This window comes from Nonomuraea solani (assembly GCF_900108335.1).
Classification (GTDB): domain Bacteria; phylum Actinomycetota; class Actinomycetes; order Streptosporangiales; family Streptosporangiaceae; genus Nonomuraea; species Nonomuraea solani.
Window position 1 is genome coordinate 533,207 of record NZ_FNVT01000004.1, and the last position, 17,862, is coordinate 551,068.

At 69.5% G+C, this 17,862-nt stretch carries 18 protein-coding genes and 2 tRNA genes; 12 read left to right on the forward strand and 8 right to left on the reverse strand.

Annotation, left to right across the window (positions count from 1 at the left end):
• Positions 1-489 precede the first annotated feature (489 nt).
• The 3 genes from C4V41_RS18150 to C4V41_RS18160 all read left to right on the forward strand — a co-directional run bounded on the left by C4V41_RS18150 (position 490) and on the right by C4V41_RS18160 (position 2,199).
• Complete coding sequence (locus C4V41_RS18150) at positions 490-903, forward strand: DUF4279 domain-containing protein (RefSeq protein WP_103957050.1); 414 nt, start codon at positions 490-492, stop codon at positions 901-903.
• A 258-nt stretch (positions 904-1,161) separates the two neighbouring features.
• Positions 1,162-1,476, forward strand: a complete 315-nt coding sequence (cutA, locus tag C4V41_RS66125; protein WP_103957051.1) for a divalent cation tolerance protein CutA — start codon at positions 1,162-1,164, stop codon at positions 1,474-1,476.
• A 249-nt stretch (positions 1,477-1,725) separates the two neighbouring features.
• Positions 1,726-2,199: a hypothetical protein gene (locus C4V41_RS18160; protein ID WP_103957052.1), complete on the forward strand. Its 474-nt coding sequence runs from the start codon at positions 1,726-1,728 to the stop codon at positions 2,197-2,199.
• A 958-nt stretch (positions 2,200-3,157) separates the two neighbouring features.
• Here C4V41_RS18160 and C4V41_RS61870 read toward each other — a convergent pair.
• Positions 3,158-3,229, reverse strand: a tRNA-Ala gene (locus tag C4V41_RS61870).
• A 219-nt stretch (positions 3,230-3,448) separates the two neighbouring features.
• Here C4V41_RS61870 and C4V41_RS18165 point away from each other — a divergent pair.
• The gene (locus C4V41_RS18165) at positions 3,449-3,769 is read left to right on the forward strand and encodes a type II toxin-antitoxin system Phd/YefM family antitoxin (RefSeq protein ID WP_103957053.1); all 321 of its coding nucleotides are present in this window, start codon (positions 3,449-3,451) and stop codon (positions 3,767-3,769) included.
• A complete protein-coding gene (locus C4V41_RS18170) occupies positions 3,766-4,176 on the forward strand; it encodes a type II toxin-antitoxin system VapC family toxin (RefSeq protein ID WP_103957054.1) in 411 nt (136 codons plus the stop codon). Before C4V41_RS18165 ends, C4V41_RS18170 begins: the two co-directional genes overlap by 4 nt.
• Positions 4,177-4,552: 376 nt before the next feature.
• On the opposite strand, the gene C4V41_RS18175 is transcribed toward C4V41_RS18170, so the two are convergent.
• The 5 genes from C4V41_RS18175 to C4V41_RS64250 all read right to left on the reverse strand — a co-directional run bounded on the left by C4V41_RS18175 (position 4,553) and on the right by C4V41_RS64250 (position 7,043).
• Positions 4,553-4,870, reverse strand: coding sequence for a helix-turn-helix domain-containing protein (locus C4V41_RS18175; RefSeq protein WP_103957055.1), 318 nt, complete (start codon positions 4,868-4,870; stop codon positions 4,553-4,555).
• Complete coding sequence (locus C4V41_RS18180; protein WP_103957056.1) at positions 4,867-5,226, reverse strand: type II toxin-antitoxin system RelE/ParE family toxin; 360 nt, start codon at positions 5,224-5,226, stop codon at positions 4,867-4,869. Before C4V41_RS18180 ends, C4V41_RS18175 begins: the two co-directional genes overlap by 4 nt.
• An 865-nt stretch (positions 5,227-6,091) precedes the next feature.
• A tRNA-Ala gene (locus C4V41_RS18185) sits at positions 6,092-6,164 on the reverse strand.
• A 15-nt stretch (positions 6,165-6,179) separates the two neighbouring features.
• Positions 6,180-6,908, reverse strand: coding sequence for an HAD-IA family hydrolase (locus C4V41_RS18190; protein ID WP_103957057.1), 729 nt, complete (start codon positions 6,906-6,908; stop codon positions 6,180-6,182).
• Between the two features lie 15 nt (positions 6,909-6,923).
• A complete protein-coding gene (locus C4V41_RS64250; protein ID WP_020542320.1) occupies positions 6,924-7,043 on the reverse strand; it encodes a DLW-39 family protein in 120 nt (39 codons plus the stop codon).
• A 206-nt stretch (positions 7,044-7,249) separates the two neighbouring features.
• Between C4V41_RS64250 and C4V41_RS60745 the strand changes: the two genes are divergently transcribed.
• Both C4V41_RS60745 and C4V41_RS18195 read left to right on the forward strand, forming a co-directional pair.
• Positions 7,250-7,495, forward strand: coding sequence for a hypothetical protein (locus C4V41_RS60745; protein WP_146103702.1), 246 nt, complete (start codon positions 7,250-7,252; stop codon positions 7,493-7,495).
• A complete protein-coding gene (locus C4V41_RS18195; RefSeq protein ID WP_103957058.1) occupies positions 7,492-8,394 on the forward strand; it encodes a hypothetical protein in 903 nt (300 codons plus the stop codon). The genes C4V41_RS60745 and C4V41_RS18195 overlap by 4 nt, the downstream gene beginning before the upstream one ends.
• A 7-nt stretch (positions 8,395-8,401) precedes the next feature.
• Here the strand turns inward: C4V41_RS18195 and C4V41_RS18200 are convergent, their stop codons facing one another.
• Positions 8,402-8,920, reverse strand: coding sequence for a universal stress protein (locus tag C4V41_RS18200; RefSeq protein ID WP_103957059.1), 519 nt, complete (start codon positions 8,918-8,920; stop codon positions 8,402-8,404).
• Between the two features lie 123 nt (positions 8,921-9,043).
• Between C4V41_RS18200 and C4V41_RS18205 the strand changes: the two genes are divergently transcribed.
• The 3 genes from C4V41_RS18205 to C4V41_RS18210 all read left to right on the forward strand — a co-directional run bounded on the left by C4V41_RS18205 (position 9,044) and on the right by C4V41_RS18210 (position 15,051).
• Positions 9,044-12,226 carry a BTAD domain-containing putative transcriptional regulator gene (locus C4V41_RS18205; protein WP_103957060.1) on the forward strand — a complete coding sequence of 1,061 codons (3,183 nt, stop codon included), beginning with the start codon at positions 9,044-9,046 and terminating at the stop codon, positions 12,224-12,226.
• Between the two features lie 35 nt (positions 12,227-12,261).
• On the forward strand, positions 12,262-12,423 hold the full coding sequence (locus tag C4V41_RS61875; RefSeq protein WP_160150320.1) for a hypothetical protein: 162 nt from the start codon (positions 12,262-12,264) through the stop codon (positions 12,421-12,423).
• Positions 12,424-12,558: 135 nt separating this feature from the next.
• Positions 12,559-15,051, forward strand: a complete 2,493-nt coding sequence (locus C4V41_RS18210; RefSeq protein ID WP_103957061.1) for a LuxR C-terminal-related transcriptional regulator — start codon at positions 12,559-12,561, stop codon at positions 15,049-15,051.
• Here C4V41_RS18210 and C4V41_RS18215 read toward each other — a convergent pair.
• Complete coding sequence (locus C4V41_RS18215) at positions 15,048-15,734, reverse strand: hypothetical protein (RefSeq protein ID WP_103957062.1); 687 nt, start codon at positions 15,732-15,734, stop codon at positions 15,048-15,050. The two genes, C4V41_RS18210 and C4V41_RS18215, sit on opposite strands and share 4 nt — an antisense overlap.
• A 132-nt stretch (positions 15,735-15,866) precedes the next feature.
• Between C4V41_RS18215 and C4V41_RS18220 the strand changes: the two genes are divergently transcribed.
• Positions 15,867-17,273 (forward strand): MFS transporter, encoded by a 1,407-nt coding sequence (locus C4V41_RS18220; RefSeq protein ID WP_103957063.1) that lies wholly within the window; start codon positions 15,867-15,869, stop codon positions 17,271-17,273.
• A gap of 4 nt (positions 17,274-17,277) precedes the next feature.
• Positions 17,278-17,814: an MFS transporter gene (locus tag C4V41_RS18225; RefSeq protein WP_103957064.1), complete on the forward strand. Its 537-nt coding sequence runs from the start codon at positions 17,278-17,280 to the stop codon at positions 17,812-17,814.
• Positions 17,815-17,862: the final 48 nt, after the last annotated feature.

Sequence of the window (17,862 nt, forward strand, 5' to 3'; positions counted from 1 at the left end):
CCTTATTGATGATCTTGAAATTCGATGTGTCGCCGGGTCCGGCCGGCGAAGGGATTGATCGACCAGCCCTCTCTGGTTCGTCGATATTAGGCAGATGGACTCCGACCAAGAGAACCAGAGCAACGCCCGCAAGAGACATCAGCCTGACCCAACCGCGCCCGAACCGCGGGGGACATCTCTCAATCACCTGTCTCCTCCGATAAGCACCTCTCGCCCCTCACTCCGCACAGGTTTGATTGTCACGGATCCAGGGCGATGTCCGGTAGACAGGAGCGACGGGTATGCGTAGGTCGTGGATCGAATCCGTGCTTCCCGGGACTGTCAGGATCTTGAGGACGTAGTCCCAGGTCGACGGTGATCAGGATAGTCAGGCCCCACGAGCGACCGTGATCAACCGCCACAACGATCAAAGTCTTGAGCAGTGGAAGCGACTGCCCCTGCCCCGGTCTCGCAAGCGCCGGCCAACCTTTTAACCGCTACCGTGTTCACGTGATCGTCGAGCAGCGGGTCTACTTTATGATCAAGTCCGACGAACTGGATCCCGGACAGATCACCCAGTACGTGGGCGTGGAGCCGACTCGATCGGAGGCGAAGGAGTCACGCCTCGGCAGGAAGAGTGGACGCCTGATACCGCCACGACACGAATGGGCGCTCGACTCCGGCCTTGCGGAGACCACCTCGCTCGATGAACAGGTGGAAGCCGTGATGAATCAGTTGGCCGGCGTCTGGGATCGAATCGGAGAGCTGACCGCTGGTGGCGCAGAGGCCACGTTGGTCATGTTCCGGTCGTTCGAACCGGGAGAGGGTCCCAGGCCGCGAGGGCTCTATCTTGACGAAGAAGCCATCAGTTGCCTTAACAGAGCTGGAGCCGATCTATGGATCGACGAGTACGGCTTTTCGTAGGCCTGGCGATGGGAGCGCTCGCACGTAACGGGCAGGGTCTCGGGATGCACGAACTGAGCGCCGAACCTCATCGCCATCCACCATCTACAAGGTGATCAGCCACATTGTCCGGTAAGCCGGGGCATATCGCTGTGAGTGCGGCGGGGCCAGACCGTGAAGTTTGTGCCCGTCGCGGCCCGAGTGGCGGGCGCGCGCGAGAACGGCCCCCAGGCCGCACGCGATACGTACCCATGAGAACAATTCGGCAGTGTGAGAGGCATGGCTGAATGTGTTGAGGTTCGCGTGGCTGTCGGCAACCGCGATGGGGCCCATGCGATCTGTCGCGCCATCGTTGAGCGGCGCTTGGCCGCTGGTGGGCAGGTGATCGGGCCGATCGCATCGACATACTGGTGGAAAGGGCAGGTCGAAAAGGCCCATGTCACGCCTCCGCTACTGCATGACCCAACCAGCCATGATTACTTAGCGCATGCAGTCAATGCGCTAAGTACGCGACCCGGGGCGCCGGCGCGTGCGCGTCAGGAAAAGCGGCTCTGTGATAAGACCGGCTCAAGTTCGGCACAATTTGACGGTTGACACGGCGGAGAAGGAGTATTAATCAACATCCGGTGCGACCGGAATTTCGTGTTCCGCCGTTGCCGCCGCCTTCAAGCCAATGATCAAACCTCCAGAAATCGCGCCGATCGTGACTTTGTAGATTTCTTTGCGGGTTCGCGGTGGTGGCCAGCGGTCGCGTAATCGTCTATCTTCTAAGGGGCAAGGGCAGACTCTCGGGTGAAATAGCCACGTGGACACCAGATGCCAGCCGAATGGCGGGAGGAAGCCATGAACCTCGAAAATCCCCTGAATCTGCCCACCATTCATGTCACCGGTAAGGTGCTGCTGAAGGCATGGGACCACGAGTGGGGTCCCATATGGGATCAGACCAAGAGAGACCCCGAGGTCGGCTACGAGAAGGCGGCGAGCGAGGTCTCGGTCGACCTCCACCTCATCGCCGGAATCCCGGTGCAGCAATACTACGAAATCCGGGCCGGCGGTGAGGTCCGACTCGAAGTCACGGCTACTTACCTGTGGCGCAAGGATTCTGACAACCTGGAGGTCCGGGGAGTCGCCAAGCTGTTCGAGGGGACCAGCGACAGCAGTTGGGACCTCGACGGGCAAAAAGACTTCAAGGGATGGGTCCGGCGCGGCCAGGGAGTGGGATCCCAATCGAACCTCAATCCGTTCGCGGGGGTGCATAACACCGACGAATCCACGAGCGGCGACTACGCGGAGGCCTACTTCGACCTCACGTTCTAGGCGTGCGCGGCTACTACCACCTGCACGAGCTGACAAAGCCCTGGAAACCCTTGGCCTCGACCTGGCAGCTCTACACGAGCCGGACGCCGAGACGAACGCCGGCAACGCGCAGTTGATCTTCCCCGACACGCGCAGAGGCTGCGGCACAAATGGCTTGCGTACCATTCCACCTGGCGAGGCTCGCGAAGGACGGGCCCGAGGGAAGCGGCGAGCCCGGAAGTCGGCTATGGCCCGTGCACGATAGGACAGCTCCAGGGGCAAGGTGCGCTTCGGGGAATCCCCAATCTGTTCTCTTCTCCAGGGCTTGCAGCGATTTGGAGCTTCACCCTGCGGACGATGCTTAGTCGCACCTCTATCACTGTCCCACTAGCGAGGGCTACATAGAAACTCCTGCAAGCTCTCACGAGAAAAGGGAACGGGATGACGTTGATTACAGTCATCCGATTCATGGTCTAGATCGACAATGGCAGTCCCGAAAATTCTGATCACGATGGTTGGGATCCGTGCCCTCCTTCTGCGGAGTGCGTGCGCTCACCGCGAAGGCGCTGGAAGGCGAGATCATCAAATACCGCATCACAATTCGTCTCATCGGTCTCGACACCCGTTGGAGTGGCGAGCTCGTCAACGTCGCCGCCCATACCGATAGCCGAAGCCCTTCAGGGGTCGGGGCTCCGGCCCGACTGGAAGCAAGGGCTGAGCCCTCCCTGCGCGAAGCGCCCACCGCGATGACCTTGCGCGCCGAAGGCGCGCTCCAAGAAAACAGTCCGAGCGGAGCGAGGCCCGCTCCGGGTGGGATCCCGCCAGCCCACCCGGCAACCGGGCAACGGGGTTGGGTTGCTTTTGGGAAGGGCAGCCCGAGCGATTAGCGAGGACCTTCGGGGTGGGATCCCGTCAGGCAACCTAGTAATCGGGCAACGGGTGGGTGGCACGAGGGCCACCTACCCGGCCCCTTCGGGGGTGGAGCCTAGGAGATTCGAACTCCTGATTTCCTGCTTGCAAACGGGAGCCGGTCACGACCCGGAGAGGCTTCGGCCCTGTTCAGGCATGTGCTGGAGGGGCGTCAGGGTGAGCCACAGTGTAGCCCCGTTGCTGTACTTCTCTGCTGTACAGCAACCTCTATGTCGGCCGGGGAAGTGATCTCGCCCCCGCATCCGGTCGCTCCCCACTCACTACTGCCCCTTCGGGCTCAATAAGTGTCCAGGAGTGCTACTCGGTAGCACCGAATGGCACATCGCAGTAGACTTCAGATATGAGCACTCCTGAGCCTGACCGCTCCCATGAGATATCTCAACGCGACCTGCGTAACCGGTCAGCGGAGATCATGGATGGCCTGGAACGTGGAGAGCGGTACGCCGTTACCCGTAATGGCCATCACATCGGTGATCTGGTCCCTCTCCGCCGCCGACGCCGGGCGGTTTCGCGTGCCGAGTTCGCCGCCGTGTCGCGTGGCATGCCCCGGCTGGACGACCGTAAATACCGCGAGGACATGGACCGCCACGTCAACGATGATCTCTACGATCCTTACGATCGTGCATACGGCAGACGCGAATTCGCTGAGGACGAGGGATGACCCACGCCCTAGGGCTGCTCGACACCAACATCCTCATCCTGCGCGCCGACATCGATCCCGACGAGCTCCCCGATGAGATGATGATCAGTGCCATCACCACCGCGGAGCTCTCGGTCGGCGTCTTGGTGGCGACAGGGCCGCAGGAACTCGCCCAGCGAATGAAGATCCTGCAGACCGCCGAAGCCGAATTCGATCCACTTCCCTTCGACGACACTGCAGCCCGCGAGTACGGCCAGTTGTGGACGGCCGTCATCGCCTCAGGGCGCAAACCACGCCCCCGCACTGCAGATCTGATGATTGCCTGTGTGGCAATCGCGAACCGGCTCCCTCTGTACACCTGTAATCCCAAGGATTTCAAAGGTCTGGACCACCTGATTGCGGTAGTTCCGGTCACTCGCCCCCAGTGAATGCCGCAGAGGGGCCTTGTGGCAGCTGTGCAAGATCGCAAAGGCCACTTCCCGATTAAGGGTAGTGGCCTTTGACCTGGAGTGGAGCCTAGGAGATTCGAACTCCTGACTTCCTGCTTGCAAACGGGAACCGGTTGCCCCGAAGGAAGGTTCTTGACCTGGTCAGACAGCAGGTGTGAGCTGATGACGTGTGATCACGTAAGGCGGTGTTGCTGTACTTGCTGCTGTACACGGCACCCCAGCCAACTTCGCATTATCCCGACGGCTCAAGAGGGGAAAGGCCAAGAACAGCGGGACGCGTACGGTGGCCTGCTCAGCCACAAGGGCGACCCCACCGTGGCCAAGACACCGTACAAGACGCCCTCTCGCCCTCACGTCAAGCGATGGCGGCAATGTCACCATCGTCGAAGTAGATCGACTGATGAAGCCGACCACCAAGAGCAGTGGCGTACCGGGCAAGCACGTCCTGCCCAGAGATCTTGCCTTGCTCGATCTGCGAAATGCGGCCCTTGGTGACCCCCATACGCTGTGCGAGGGCTTGTTGGGTCAGTCCTCGACTACGGCGGATCTCAGCAAGTCGGTGTCCTTGCACCTTGGCGAGGAGTTCCTGCTTGCCCGCTTCAACAGCCTCCTCACCGCCGGCACGTTCGACATGCTCAGCACGAATGTCCTGCCAGCGCACATATCCCGTCATGATCTGCCCTCCTCCGCTTGTCGTTCCTTCATGTAGATCTCGTAGCGCTGCTCGGCGAGCGGGATGGCGTGGTCATACCAGGCATTCCACCGTCCAGCCTTGTCACCCGCGACCAGCAGGATGCTGGACCGCCATGGATCGAAGGCGAACAAGATCCGCACAGTCCCCGGCCGAAGCTCCTTCAAGTTCTGCAGACGCGAAGCGGTAATCGTATCGACCAGCGGCCGCCCCAGACCTGGTCCTCCTTCGGCAAGCGCGTCGATCGCTTGCACAACGCGCCTGTGCGTCGCGTCGTCAAGTTGCTCGATCCACTCGCGCACCTCGTCAACGATGTAGACGTCCCATTCGTCTGCCACATACGGCAGTATAGCGAACGGTATACCTCCGCCGAGTCCCGTATCAATGCACTGGATTCAGTCAGAGATGTGAGCCTTGCCGACTTCAAGGCGCTCATGCAGCAACCTGGGGGCGACGCCCAAGCCCGCCTGCGAATGCAGCGTCGGCCTGGACGAGAGCCAGACCCGGTGCCGCAAGTACTGGGGCTCGGGATCGCTGGATCAAGAAGCAGGCGGCCGAGCGCCGGAAAGGTGTGCGGCTCGGCGAAACTTGCCGTCCTCGCGTGGCCGCGCCGTACGGCCATGGCGGGTGACTTGGGCGTGATCACGCTCATCACCGCCAGACCGCTCAGCACCGCCTTGCCGGCCGGCTACATCGCGGTCCCGGTCGCATCCGGAGCAAGGGCAAAGCAGTGAACCAGCGGCACCGCCCGGACAGAGCCTCGGCCGTGTCAGCCTAGAAGGCTACCGGCTGCTGCGTCCGAACCGGAGATCCCCTGGACGTTGCCAGCGCCCAGTCGCACCGATAGAAGCGCAGGCGCAGCCGGCGCCTCCCATGGAAAAACATCTGAGCGGAGCGAAGACCTGCAGGGGGTCGAAGCTCTGGCTCGACTGGAGGAAACAGCCGAGCCCTCCGTGCGCGAAGCGCCCACCGCGATGACCTTGGGCGCCGAAGGCGCGCCCCAGGAGAACAGCCCGAGCGAAGCGAGGTCCACTCCGGGTGGGATCCCGCCAGCCCACCCGGTAACCGGGCAAGGGGTGGGTGGCTTTGGGAAGGACAGCCCGAGCGATCAGCGAGGACCTTCGGGGCGGGGTCCCGTCAGGCAACCTGGTAATAGGGCAACGGGTGGGTGGCCGAGGACCACCTACCCCGCCCCTTCGACGGTGGAGCCTAGGAGATTCGAACTCCTGACTTCCTGCTTGCAAAGCAGGCGCTCTGCCAACTGAGCTAAGGCCCCTTCGACGAAGATAGCTTACCGGGCCGAGGAAGCTACCTGCGTCGCACCAAGGTCGTCGCTCAGGATCAAGCCCGGGAAGTCCGCGATCGAGTCCAGGATGTGCGTGGCGCCGCCCTTCAGGAGGCGCTCCCTGCTGTGCACTCCCGTCATCACCCCAGCCACGATCGATGCGCCGGCGCGGCGGCCGCACAGCATGTCGCTTTCCGAGTCGCCGATGACGGCCACCTGGCGTACGTCCTCCACCCCCGTTCGGAGCACCGCGTGCAGGACCATGTCCGGCCAGGGGCGGCCGCGGCCGCCGGCGTCTTCGGGGGAGATGGCGAGGTCGATCTTGTCGTGCCAGCCCAGCACGCTCAGGACGCGGCCCAGGGTGGCGCGGCTGAAGCCCGTGATCAGGGCGAGCTTGATGCCGGTGCCCCTGAGCTTGTCGAGGACCTCCAGGACTCCGGGCATGGGTACGAGACCCGCCCGCTCCAACGCCCCCTCGTAGGAGCGTTCGAACGTCAGGTTCGCCGCCTGGGCCTGCGCCTCGTTGCCGGGAAAGATCCCCCGGAAGACATCGATCTTGGGGCAGCCCCGGGACCGGTGCACGTGAACCATGGCACGCGCGTAAGCTCCGGTCCCGGGCACTATGCCCTGGGTCGCGATCGCCTCGGCGAAGGCGCGCTCGACCATGGCGATGTCACCGACTGTGGTGCCTGCCAGGTCCAGGCACGCCAGCTTGATGGGGACGACGTCACTCATCGCCTCGCCGGTCGGTTAGTTCTCGCTGCCGGTCGCCTCGGTCCAAAGATCGAGCTCTGCGCGGTCGGCCTGCACCTTACGCCAGATCAGCAGCCCCCCAAGGGCGATCAGCGCCAGAACGAGCAGCTTCTTCACGGTGTGACCCCACTTCTTCGACGGCCTCACCTGCCGGGGTGAGACCCAACGGTTGCAAAGCAGCCTAGCAAGGGATGGCTGCGCTCCCTGTGTTGCGCACGGACCAGATGTGCGGAATGTGCGAAGGACGGGCGTACAACCCCTGGTGGGGCCGCTATGCCCGTCCCATCTTGGACAACATCCCAGACATCGTTCCAGGTGTCATCTTGGACAACAGCTCGATCATGCCAAATATCCCGCCCGGACGCGCACAGGCGTCAGTGTTCATCACCTGCGGGTTCCGGGCCGCGATCGCGGGCGCCGTGGTGGCCGTGATATTCACAGGCGCCCCGATGCGCCGCGCATCCGTACAACGCCGCGCATCCGTACAACATGGAGAGAGCTTGAACGCAGATGAGGAGACAACGATGACCACCGTCAAGGCCGATGGCGAACCGGCGGGCCGGTCATGAACACGGCCGCCAAGCTGAGCACGTACGCCCTGGGGCTGGCCGTCGTCTTCGGTGGCGCCCTGGGCGTGGGCAAGATGGTGGGCCCCACGGCCACCCCACCGGAAACAACCGCGGGGCACAGCGACACGCACAGCGACGCGCACGCCGCCCCACCCGCCGCCAAGAGCGACACCCCCGGCGGCCTCCAGGTCTCCCAGGACGGCTACACGCTCAACCCGATCACCTCGATCGCCACCGGCCCACCCGCGGACTTCAGGTTCACCGTCATCGGCCCCGACGGCAAGCCGGTCACCGCCTACCAGGTCGAACACGACAAGAAGATGCACCTCATCGTCGCCTCCCGCGACCTGACGAGCTTCCAGCACGTGCACCCGGAGATGGCCCCCGACGGCACCTGGTCGGTCAAGCTGGCGGTGCCGAAGGCGGGCTCGTACCGCGCGTTCGCCGACTTCGTCACCAACGAAAAGCTCACGCTCGGCGCGGACCTGCAGGCCGCGGGCGACTACCGGCCCGAGCCCCTGCCGCACGTCAGCCGCGTCTCGGCCGTCGACGACTACACGGTCAACCTCGCCGGAAACATCGTCCCCGGTCAGCAGAGCAAGCTCACACTGACCGTCAACAAGGGCGGCGAGCCGATCACCGACCTGGAGCCCTACCTCGGCGCGTACGGTCACCTCGTCGCCCTCCGCGCCGGCGATATGGCCTATCTCCACGTACATCCCGAAAAAGGCGACAAGGCGGGGCCGGAGATTACGTTCTATGCCGAAGCGCCCAGCCGCGGCGACTACCGGTTGTTCCTGGACTTCAAGCACGACGGCAAGGTCCGTACGGCGAGCTTCACCGCCACGGCCGTCCTCTCGGACGGACACGCCCCCTCTGCCACCCACGACCACCACTGAAAGGTGATCAGGGATGTCGCCGGCTCCAGAACCGGCGGCCGCGCTCACCCGACAGCTCCGGGTCGTCGGGCGGCGACGGCTGCTGCACGATCACCACCGTCGTCCGCGCGTGCCGCGCGCAGTACATGCTGGTCGAGGGCAGGAAGATGCGGCTGAGCACACCCCGCCGCCCGCGCCCCAGCACCAGCAGGTCGCCCTCGCGGGCCAGGTCGACCAGGTGGTAGCCCGGATCGCCCACCCTGCCGACCACGATCGTCGTGAGATCCTCCGGCACCCCGCCCGCCACGTCGTCGAACGCGGCGGCGATCACCTCGGTGCAGCGCGCCTCCTCACCCATCCTGACCGCGTGCTGCACGGGCAGCGCCTCGGGGAACGGATGGACGGGCGCGCGGCTGACGTGCACGGCCACGAGGACCATCCGGTGCAGCCTGGCCGCGCCGATGGCCCACGCCAGTGCCCAGCGTGCGGCCGGGGATTCGTCCACACCGACGATCAGCCGCGGACCGCCGGGCAGCTCCTGTTCCACGGTGCCTCCTGTCGAAGTACGACCATAGTGCGCCTTCCCGCTGGTTACCGGGAGGTGGCACTTTGCGAACTCTGGAGTCGCTCACGAACCGGGGCGTAGCATGCGGTGGTGGAACGAGGGTGGGTGCAACCGCGTCCCGCCCTCGACCGGCGGCTCGACGGCGCACTGACACACAGGCTCACCTCGCTCGTGGCGACCACAGGCTACGGGAAGTCGACCGCGCTGGCCGGTTGGAGCCAGGCCGTGGGAGCGGTGTTGCACCGGCTCGGGCCCGAAGACCGCGACCTCCCGACGCTGGCGGGAGCGGTGGCCTCGGCGCTGTCGGAGCGCGCGCCTGAGCTGCCCGCCGACCTGGTGACCGCCGCGGGAGCCCCGCTCGGCCCCGACGCCGACGAGCTGACCAGGGCGGCGGCGCTGGCGGGCGCGCTGGCCGAGGCGCTGGCCCGGCGGCCGCGGCGCGGCCTGGTCCTCATTTTCGACGGCATCGAGGCGATCGCGGGCGCGCCAGGTGCGGTGCGTTACGTGGAGACACTGGTACGCGCCGCGCCCCGCCACCTGCACCTGGTCACCGCGTCGCGGGCCCCACTGCCGTTCCCGACCGCGCGGCTGCGCCAGGACCTCGAAGTGCTCGACCTCGACGCCACCGACCTCGCCCTCACCGCGGACGAGACCGCCACCTGGGTACGCTCCCGGCTGGGCGACGCGGGCACGGCCATCGCCGGCACCCTCCACAGGATGTGCGGCGGCTGGCCGGCCGCCGTACAGGCCGCGCTCGACGCCCTGGCCCGCGGCGAGCCCGCCACCTGGCCCGGCACCGTCGCGAGCCTGACCGCCGGCTCGGCCACGCTCGAACGCCTCACGCTGGCCGCGTTCAAGGACCTGCCCGACGCCATGCGCGAGCTGCTGCGCGCCGCCACGGTCCTGCCGGTGCTGACCACCGAGCTGGCCGCCACGCTGGGCGCGCCGCCCGGCACGCTCGACTCGCTGACCAGCCGCGGCCTGTTCCTGGAGACCGGCGACGACGGCTACCGGCTGACCGCCGCCAGCGGGCACGTGCTGGCCAGGCACGCCCCCTTGGACCCGCACGAGGCCCACGACGTGGCGGCGGTGGCCGCCCGCTGGTACGTCGAGCACGACCAGCCCGAGCCGGCCCTGCGCGCTGCGGTCGCGACAGGGCACGCCGACCTGGCCATCGCCCTGCTCGACGCCCACGGCCTGCGCCTGGCCGAGCGCGGAGACGTGCTCGCCGCGCTGGAGCTGCTGCCCGAGCCCGCCAGGCGCGCTCCCCCGCTGCTCAAGCTGGCCGGCGTCGCCGAGCAGAACCGCGGCAACTGGGCCCGCGCCCGCGAGCTGCTCGCCCAGGCGGCGGACGGGCCCGCGTTCGACGCGTTCCTGGCCTGGCGGCTGGGCTTCATCGACTACATGCGCGGCGACCTCGACCAGGCCATGGCCACGTACGAGCGGGGCCACGCGTACGGCCTCCCGTCCGCCGACGCCGTCAGGTGCGCCGCGTCCATGGCCACCGTTCTGTGGATGAGGGGCGACAGGGCGGGCTGCGCCGAGCTGGCCGACAAGGCGCTCGAACAGGCCAGGCTCGTGGGTGAGCCGGGCGCCCTGGCGATGGCCCACACGGCGCTGGCGATGCTGGCCTCCCTCGACGGCGACCGCCGCGCCAACGACGCCCACTACCTGCGCGCCCTGGAATACGCCGAGCGGGCGGGCGACCTGATCCAGCTCATCCGCATCCACGCCAACCGGGCCTCCCGCCACCTCGACGAGGCCGCCTACGCCGACGCCCTGGCCGAGACGGAGGTCGCCGGCCGGCTGGTCGACATGGTGCCGTTCGCCCCTTATGCCGCCCTCAACGTGGCCAACCGCGCCAAGGCCCTGATCGGCCTGGGCCGCCTGGAGGAGGCGGCCGGCGAGGCCGCCGACGCGGCCGCCCGGTGGGAGGCGATGGGCTCCAGGCTGACCGGCGCGGGCCTGAACCGGCTGGCCGCCATCCACGCCCTGCGCGGCGACCGCGAGAAGGCGGCCGCGCTCTACCGGCGGGTCATCGCGGACGCGACGCCGTCGGGTGAGGTGCAGTCGCTCTCGTACGCGCTCAACGGCCTCGCCGAACTCCTGGCCGACGTCGACCCCGACGAGGCCACCCGCGTCGCCGCCCAGGCCCTCGAACATGCCCAGGGCATCGCCGGGGTGACGGCCATGGTCGCCGCCGCCCGCGTCGCCCTGGCCGCCGGACGCCGGGACGACGCCGGGGCGCTGCTCGACGAGACCGAGCCCGTCGCGGTGAGCCGCCGCGACCACGCCGCCCAGGCCGCCATCGCCGAGTTGCGGGCCGAGCTCAACGGCGACCCTTCGGCGGCCGACGAGGCGGTGACTCGGTGGGCGCGGCTCGGCGACCCGATCGGGCAGGCCAGGGCCGAGCTGGTCAGGGCCGCCTTGGCCGACCCCGAGGCGGGTGGCGAGGTGGCCGCGAGTGTGCGCGAGCGCATGCACGCCATCGGCTGCCGGGCCCTCGACGACCGCATCGACGCGCTGGTCGCCCGCGCGGCTCCCCCGCCGGGCGCGAAGGTGGTCGTCGAGACGATGGGCACGTTCAGGGTGCTGCGCGGCGCGGTGCCCATCCCGCGTACGGCCTGGCAGTCGCGCAAGGCGCGTGACCTGCTGAAGATTCTGGTCAGCCGCAGGGGGAGCGGCATCGGCAGGGAGCGCCTGGTCGAGATCCTCTGGCCGGAGCAGGAGGACGAGGCGGTCGGACTGCGGCGGCTGAACGTCATGGTGTCCACGCTGCGCGCGGTGCTCGACCCGGGGCACGAGTGGCCCGCCGACGCGTTCGTGGTCTCCGACGAGGGGGCGCTGCGGCTGGAGCTGGACAACGTCGGGGTCGACGTGGAGGAGTTCCTGGGGCTGGTGGCTCAGGCCGTACGGCTCGATCAGGCGGGCAGGACTGCGGAGGCGCTGGAGCGGTGGGCGGCGGCCGAGCGCTCGTACGGCGGGGAGTTCTGTGAGGAGGACCCGTACGCGGACTGGGCCGTGGGGCTGCGCGAGCAGGCCAGGCTGGCGTACGTGCAGGCGGCGGCCAGGCTCGCCAGGGCGCGGGCCGGCGAACGGCGCTACGACGAGGCCGCCCGCTACTGGCTGCGGCTGCTGGAACGCGACCGCTACGACGAGCGCGCCCACCTCGGTCTGGTACGCGTACTCGACCTGGCCGGCCGCCGCGGCGACGCCCGCAGGCGCTACCAGCTCTACGCGGAGCTGATGCGCGAGCTGGAGGTCGAGCCCGCTCCACACCCCACCTGAACCAGACCTGAACCGCGCGGGGAGATCGTGCTCAGATGAGAACGGTGATCGTCCGCCTGGTAGAACCCGAGCAGTCCGACGGCAGGCTCCGTGGGCTGATCGAGGTGGTGGGGTGCGAGCCTGTGCCGTTCAGCGGCGCGGAGGCCGTACTCGACCTGTTACTGACCGCCGCCGGGCTGAAGCGGGATCCGGCCTGAACCTCGCGCGAACCTCCCTCGCCACCATGGGTGGTGAAAGGAGGCACGATGGGCGAGCAGGGGAGAAATTGGCCGTTCGTCGGGCGAGGGGGGCCGCTCACTGCCGTGCGAGAAGCGCTGCGGTCAGGAGCCGGCATGCTGATCGCGGGTTCGGCGGGTGTGGGTAAGAGCAGGCTGGCGGCGCAGGCACTGGCCGGGCAGCCGGAGTACGCGGTCGTGCGCGCGCTGGGCACGGAGACCGCCTCGATGATTCCGTTCGGCGCGTTCGCGCACGTACTGACGGGGCCGCCGCGCGGCGGCGAGAACCTGCTGCGCTGGGCGGCGCGGCACCTGCGCGAGCGGGCACGGGACAGCGAGCTGCTGGTGAGCGTGGACGACGCGCACCGGCTCGACCCGGCGTCGGCGGCGCTGGTGCACTACCTGGCGGAGAGCGGTGACGCGCGGCTGCTGGTGACGATCAGGTCGGGGGAGCCGCAGCCCGATCCGGTGACCGCGCTGTGGAAGGACGAGCTGCTCGAACGGATCGAGCTGCCGTCGCTGACCGTGGCCGAGGTCGGCGAGGTGCTCGCGGGTGCGCTCGGCGGCGAGGTGGCGGGGGAGACCGTACGGCACCTGGCCAGGGTCAGCGAGGGCAACCTGCTGTACCTGCGCGAGATCGTGCACGCCGGACGCACCTCCGGCTGCCTGGCCGAGCGGGACGGCCGGTGGCACTGGCGGGGCGAGCTGTCCATGACCACCAGGCTGCGCGAGCTGGTGGGCGACCGGATCGGCCACCTCGACCAGGACGAACGCGAGGCGCTGGAGCTGGTGGCCTTCGGGGAGCCGCTGGGCACCGAGCTACTCGCGGCGCTGACCTCGGTCCACGCGGTCGAGCGCATGGAGGCCCGCGGCCTCGTCCTGACCGTGGACGACGGCCGCCGGGAGCACCTGCGGCTCGGGCATCCGCTCTACGGCGAGGTGGTACGCCGCGACTGCGGCACGCTGCGGGCACGCCGGAGGCTGCGGATGCTGGCCGAGGCGCTGGAGGCCACCGGGCTGCGGCGGCGCGAGGACGAGTTGCGGGCGGCCGTGTGGCGGCTGGACAGCGGCTCAGTCACCGATCCCGCGATGCTCACCTCGGCCGCCAAGCTGGCCTGGGGCCGTCAGGACCCCCGGCTGGCCGCGCGGCTGGCCAGGGCCGCGATCGACGCGGGCGCGGGCGTGACGGCGGTCGCGGTGCTCGGTGAGGTGCTCATGGTGATGGGCGACGCGGACTCGGCGCTGACCGCGCTGCGGCAGGCGACCATGGACACGGCCACCGAGAGCGAGCGCGCCCAGCACGCCTACAGCCTGGGGGTCAACCTGGCCTGGGCGGGCGCGGACGCCGAGGCGTGCCACGTGCTCGACCTGGCCGTGCGGACGCTGACCGATCCGGTCTGGAGGCAGGAGGCGTACGTGTACCGAGCCGTGACGGACTGCTTCGCCGGACGGCTGAGCGGGGCGGCGAAGGCGCTGGCCAGCGCGCGGGCGTGCGAGCCGATGACCTCGCGGGGCGCGGCGCACGCGGCGTCCCTGGGGGCGTGGGTGGACGCGTACGCCGGGCGTACCGAGCGCAGCCTCGCCGTCGCCGCGGCGACCCTCGCGACCGTGGACGACTGGCAGCACGAGGCGCCGCACGCGCTGCCGACCTTCCTGGACGCGCTCTGCGCCGCGCAGGTGTTCTCCGGCCGGCTGGAGGAGGCGGCGCGGAGCGCGGAGCGCGGCATGGGGCTGCCCGCCGCCGAGCTGTCGGTGACCGGGTTCGGGGCGTACCGGGCGATGGTGGACAGGTTGCGGGGGGACGCCGTCGCGGCGGTGCGCTGGTGCCGGGACGACATGGCCAGGTTGCCGGCGGGGGAGCCGTATGTGGGGCGTTGCCTGGCCGAGCACGCGCACGCGCTGGCGCTGCTGGGCCGGCCGTCCGAGGCTGAGGAGTCGCTGGCCGAGGCGGTGGAGCTGACCGCCAGGTGGGCGTTCACCCGCCAGCACGTGCTGCACGCCGCGGTCTGGGTGGCGGCGGCGGGCGGCGACCTGGACGAGGCCGTACGCCTGTGCCTGACGGCGGCGGAGCACGCGGAGCGGCACGAGATGCGCGGCAGTCTCATGTTCGCGCTGCACGACCTCGTGCGGCTCGGGGCTCCGTCCGAGCGGCTCGCCGCGCTGGCCGGGCAGATGGAGGGGCCGCTGGTGACGCTGCTCGCCCGGCACGAACGGGCCGCGGGGGATCCGGGCGAGCTGCGGGCGGTGGCGGCCGAGTTCGAGCGGCTGGGCATGCTGCTGTACGCGGCCGAGGCCACCGCCCAGGAGGCGGCCGCGCACCGGGACGCGGGCCGGGGCACCCTGGCGAGGGGGGCGCGGACCAGGGCGTGGGCGCTGGCCAAGCGCTGTCCTGGCATCACGACGCCGGCGCTGGTCGAGCTGGCCACGCCGGAGCTCACGCCGCGGCAGCGGGAGATCGTCCAGTTGGCGGCGGCGGGGCTCACGAACCGGCAGATCGCCAACCGGCTCACGCTGTCGACCCGGACGGCGGCCAACCATCTGCAGGCCGCCTACGACAAGCTAGGCGTGAACGACCGCACGCAGGTGGGCCGTTTGCTGGCGGCGCTTTAGATCAGTTTCATCAGGCCGTCGTACAGGGTCTCCCGCTCCCCCGCGGTCAGGACCCGGTACGGCGCCGCCGCCCGCCGGTCGGTCTCCGCCTCGATCCTGGCGCGGAGGGGCTTGTCCGTCAGGCCGACGATCTCGGCCGCGGACAGCCCTTCCGCCTGCCAGGCCACCGCGTGCGCGTCGGCGCGGTGGTAGCGGAGCACCGCGAGCCGGTTGAACAGCAGCAGCCCGGGCGTCGCCCCCTCCGGCTCGTACGGCGGCGCCACCAGCTCCAGCGCGCCACCCGGCACGCGCTCGGCCGCGTCGAGCACCCGGCCCGTCAGCGCGGCCAGCCCCGGCAGGTCGCCGCCCGCCCAGACGCGCTCGATGGCGGCGGCGTGCAGGTCGTACAGCCGGTGCACGAACTCCAGCCCCTTGCCGGTCAGCCGCAGTGTCCCGTCGTCCTCCGTCAGGGTGCCCTCACGCAGGTGCTCCTGGAGGCCGGGAGGCTCGCCGTACCGGTAGATGATGGACAGCGCGGCGCGCGTCAGCGGGAACGCGAACCGCAGGTCGACCAGGAGCCCCAGGGTCACCCCCGACGTCTCGGCCAGCTCGGCGACGGCTCTGGCGGCTGCCGCGTGCACGTTGACGTGGGCGGCGTTGATGACCGGTGCGATGGCTGCGGCATAGTCCTGAAATTTCGGCATCAGCCTCGATTATGCGGTGATCCGTAGCGGATCCGCAGGGGATCGAAACGGCCCGGCTCCAAGGTGAGGTCAACCGCCCGGCGTCCGGCGGTGTTCTCCCACCGCCCGTCCCCCGCCTTCCTTGGAGCCCTCATGACTGCCCGCTGGGCGGCCCTGCCCGTACTGCTGGTCGCGGTCTTCGTGACCACGCTCGACTTCTACGTCGCGAACCTGGCCGTCCCCTCGATCCGCGCCGGCCTGCGGGCGAGCGACGCCGACGTCCAGTTCGTGATCGCCGGGTACGGGCTCGCCTACGCCGCCGGCCTGATCGTCTCGGGACGGCTGGGTGACCTCTTCGGGCACCGGCGGGTGTTCGCCGCCGGGCTGGCGCTGTTCACGCTGGCCTCGGCGGCGTGCGGGCTGGCGGACTCCCCCGGCATGCTCGTGACGGCCAGGGTCGCGCAGGGCGTGGCGGCCGCGCTGCTGGCGCCGCAGGTCCTCACCCTGCTCGGCCTGCTCTACCAGGGCGCCGACCGGGCCAGGGCCTTCGGCTGGTACGGCACCGCCGTCGGCCTGGCCGGTGTGAGCGGCCAGGTGCTCGGCGGGCTGCTGGTGGCCGCCGATCCCTTAGGACTGGGCTGGCGGGCCTGCTTCCTGGTCAACGTACCCGTCGGCGTGGCGGCGCTGGCGGTGCTCGGGCGGCTGCTCCCCCGCGGCGGCGGGACCTCGGGCCGGGATCTCGACCTGGCCGGCGCGGGGCTCGTCGCGGCCGGGCTCGTGGCCGTCGTGCTGCCGCTGGTGGAGGGGCGCGAACAGGGCTGGCCCTGGTGGACGTGGTGCTGCCTGGCCGCCGCCGCGCCGATCCTGGGCGCCTTCGTACGACGTCAGCGGCGCCTGGCCGCCACCGGCCGCGTACCGCTGCTCGACCTGGACGTGTTCAGGGACAGGGCGTTCACCTGGGGGCTGGTGGCGGTGGGGCTGCTGTTCGGCACGTCGGCGGGGCTGTCGTTCGTGCTCGCCCTCTACCTGCAGGAAGGGCTCGGCCTCGGCCCGCTCGCCGCCGGTGTCGTGTGCACCGCGCTGAACGCCGGCTTCCTCGTGGCCTCCCTGCGTCCCCATCGCTCCGGGGCGCTGGTGCTGGTGCTCGGGCTTGCGCTGCTCTGTCACGTGGTCGCGGGCGCGGCCACGCCGTCGCGGGTGGCGCTGGCGCTGCTGGTGACGGGGGCCGGGATGGGGCTGGTGATGTCGCCGCTGCTCTCCTCGGTCCTGTCCGGGGTACGGCCGGAGCGGACGGGGGCGGCGGCCGGGGTGCTCGGAACCGTACAGGAGGCCGGGGGAGTGCTCGGCGGGTCGATCACCGGGGCGATGTTCTTCGGGACGCTGGACGGCTTCGGGACGATGGACGGCGGCTGGCGGGCGGCGACGCTGGCCGGGCTGTCGGTACTGGTCGTGGCGGCACTGGGCGTGCTGGCCCACGCGGCGCGCGGAACCCCCGTACCGGCAAGGTTTCACGTGAAGCAGGATTGCCGCCCGGACCGCCCGGATGGCGTGGAATGCTAGGCGGATGGCGTCGTCGTTCCGTCTTGCCCGCACCACGGTCTTCGCCGTGGTGTGTCTGGGGCTGGGCGTTGCGGCGCACATGCTGGGAGGCGCCTCCGTACCGGCTCCGGCCATGCTGGGGGCGCTCGGGCTGGCGTTCGGGGCCGCGTACCCGCTGGCCGGGCGCGAGCGGTCGATCGCGGTCATCCTGCCGCTGCTCGCCGGGCTGCAGGTGGTCCTGCACCTGCTGTTCTCGCTCTCCCACGCCGCCTCGCCCGCCCAGATGGCCGGCCACCTCCATTCGGGGCTCGTGCCCGGCCTGGGCATGCTCATCACGCACGCGTGGGCGGTCGGGCTGACCGCGCTGTGGCTGACGCGCGGTGAGGCCGCGTTCTGGGCGCTGCTGCGCCGTCTGGCCGTGCGGCTGCTGGTCATCTGGCTGCCGCTGCTCACGACTCCTTTCTCCACACCCCTGTGGACGGCCGAGCCGCGCGTGCCGCGCTCGGCCGTGTTGCGGCACGTCGTCAGCAGGAGGGGCCCGCCGCGGGCCGTCGTCACCTGACGTTCTCCCTCTTCTGACGACCCCCGCCGCCCGGCAGGGACCTTTTGG

Coding starts and splice junctions, on each gene's coding strand:
- cutA (WP_103957051.1), top strand. CDS start 1,162: ATGGCTGAATGTGTTGAGGTTCGCGTGGCTGTCGGCAACCGCGATGGG.
- C4V41_RS18160 (WP_103957052.1), top strand. CDS start 1,726: ATGAACCTCGAAAATCCCCTGAATCTGCCCACCATTCATGTCACCGGT.
- C4V41_RS18165 (WP_103957053.1), top strand. CDS start 3,449: ATGAGCACTCCTGAGCCTGACCGCTCCCATGAGATATCTCAACGCGAC.
- C4V41_RS18170 (WP_103957054.1), top strand. CDS start 3,766: ATGACCCACGCCCTAGGGCTGCTCGACACCAACATCCTCATCCTGCGC.
- C4V41_RS18175 (WP_103957055.1), bottom strand. CDS start 4,870: ATGACGGGATATGTGCGCTGGCAGGACATTCGTGCTGAGCATGTCGAA.
- C4V41_RS18190 (WP_103957057.1), bottom strand. CDS start 6,908: ATGAGTGACGTCGTCCCCATCAAGCTGGCGTGCCTGGACCTGGCAGGC.
- C4V41_RS18195 (WP_103957058.1), top strand. CDS start 7,492: ATGAACACGGCCGCCAAGCTGAGCACGTACGCCCTGGGGCTGGCCGTC.
- C4V41_RS61875 (WP_160150320.1), top strand. CDS start 12,262: ATGAGAACGGTGATCGTCCGCCTGGTAGAACCCGAGCAGTCCGACGGC.
- C4V41_RS18210 (WP_103957061.1), top strand. CDS start 12,559: ATGCTGATCGCGGGTTCGGCGGGTGTGGGTAAGAGCAGGCTGGCGGCG.
- C4V41_RS18215 (WP_103957062.1), bottom strand. CDS start 15,734: ATGCCGAAATTTCAGGACTATGCCGCAGCCATCGCACCGGTCATCAAC.
- C4V41_RS18220 (WP_103957063.1), top strand. CDS start 15,867: ATGACTGCCCGCTGGGCGGCCCTGCCCGTACTGCTGGTCGCGGTCTTC.
- C4V41_RS18225 (WP_103957064.1), top strand. CDS start 17,278: ATGGCGTCGTCGTTCCGTCTTGCCCGCACCACGGTCTTCGCCGTGGTG.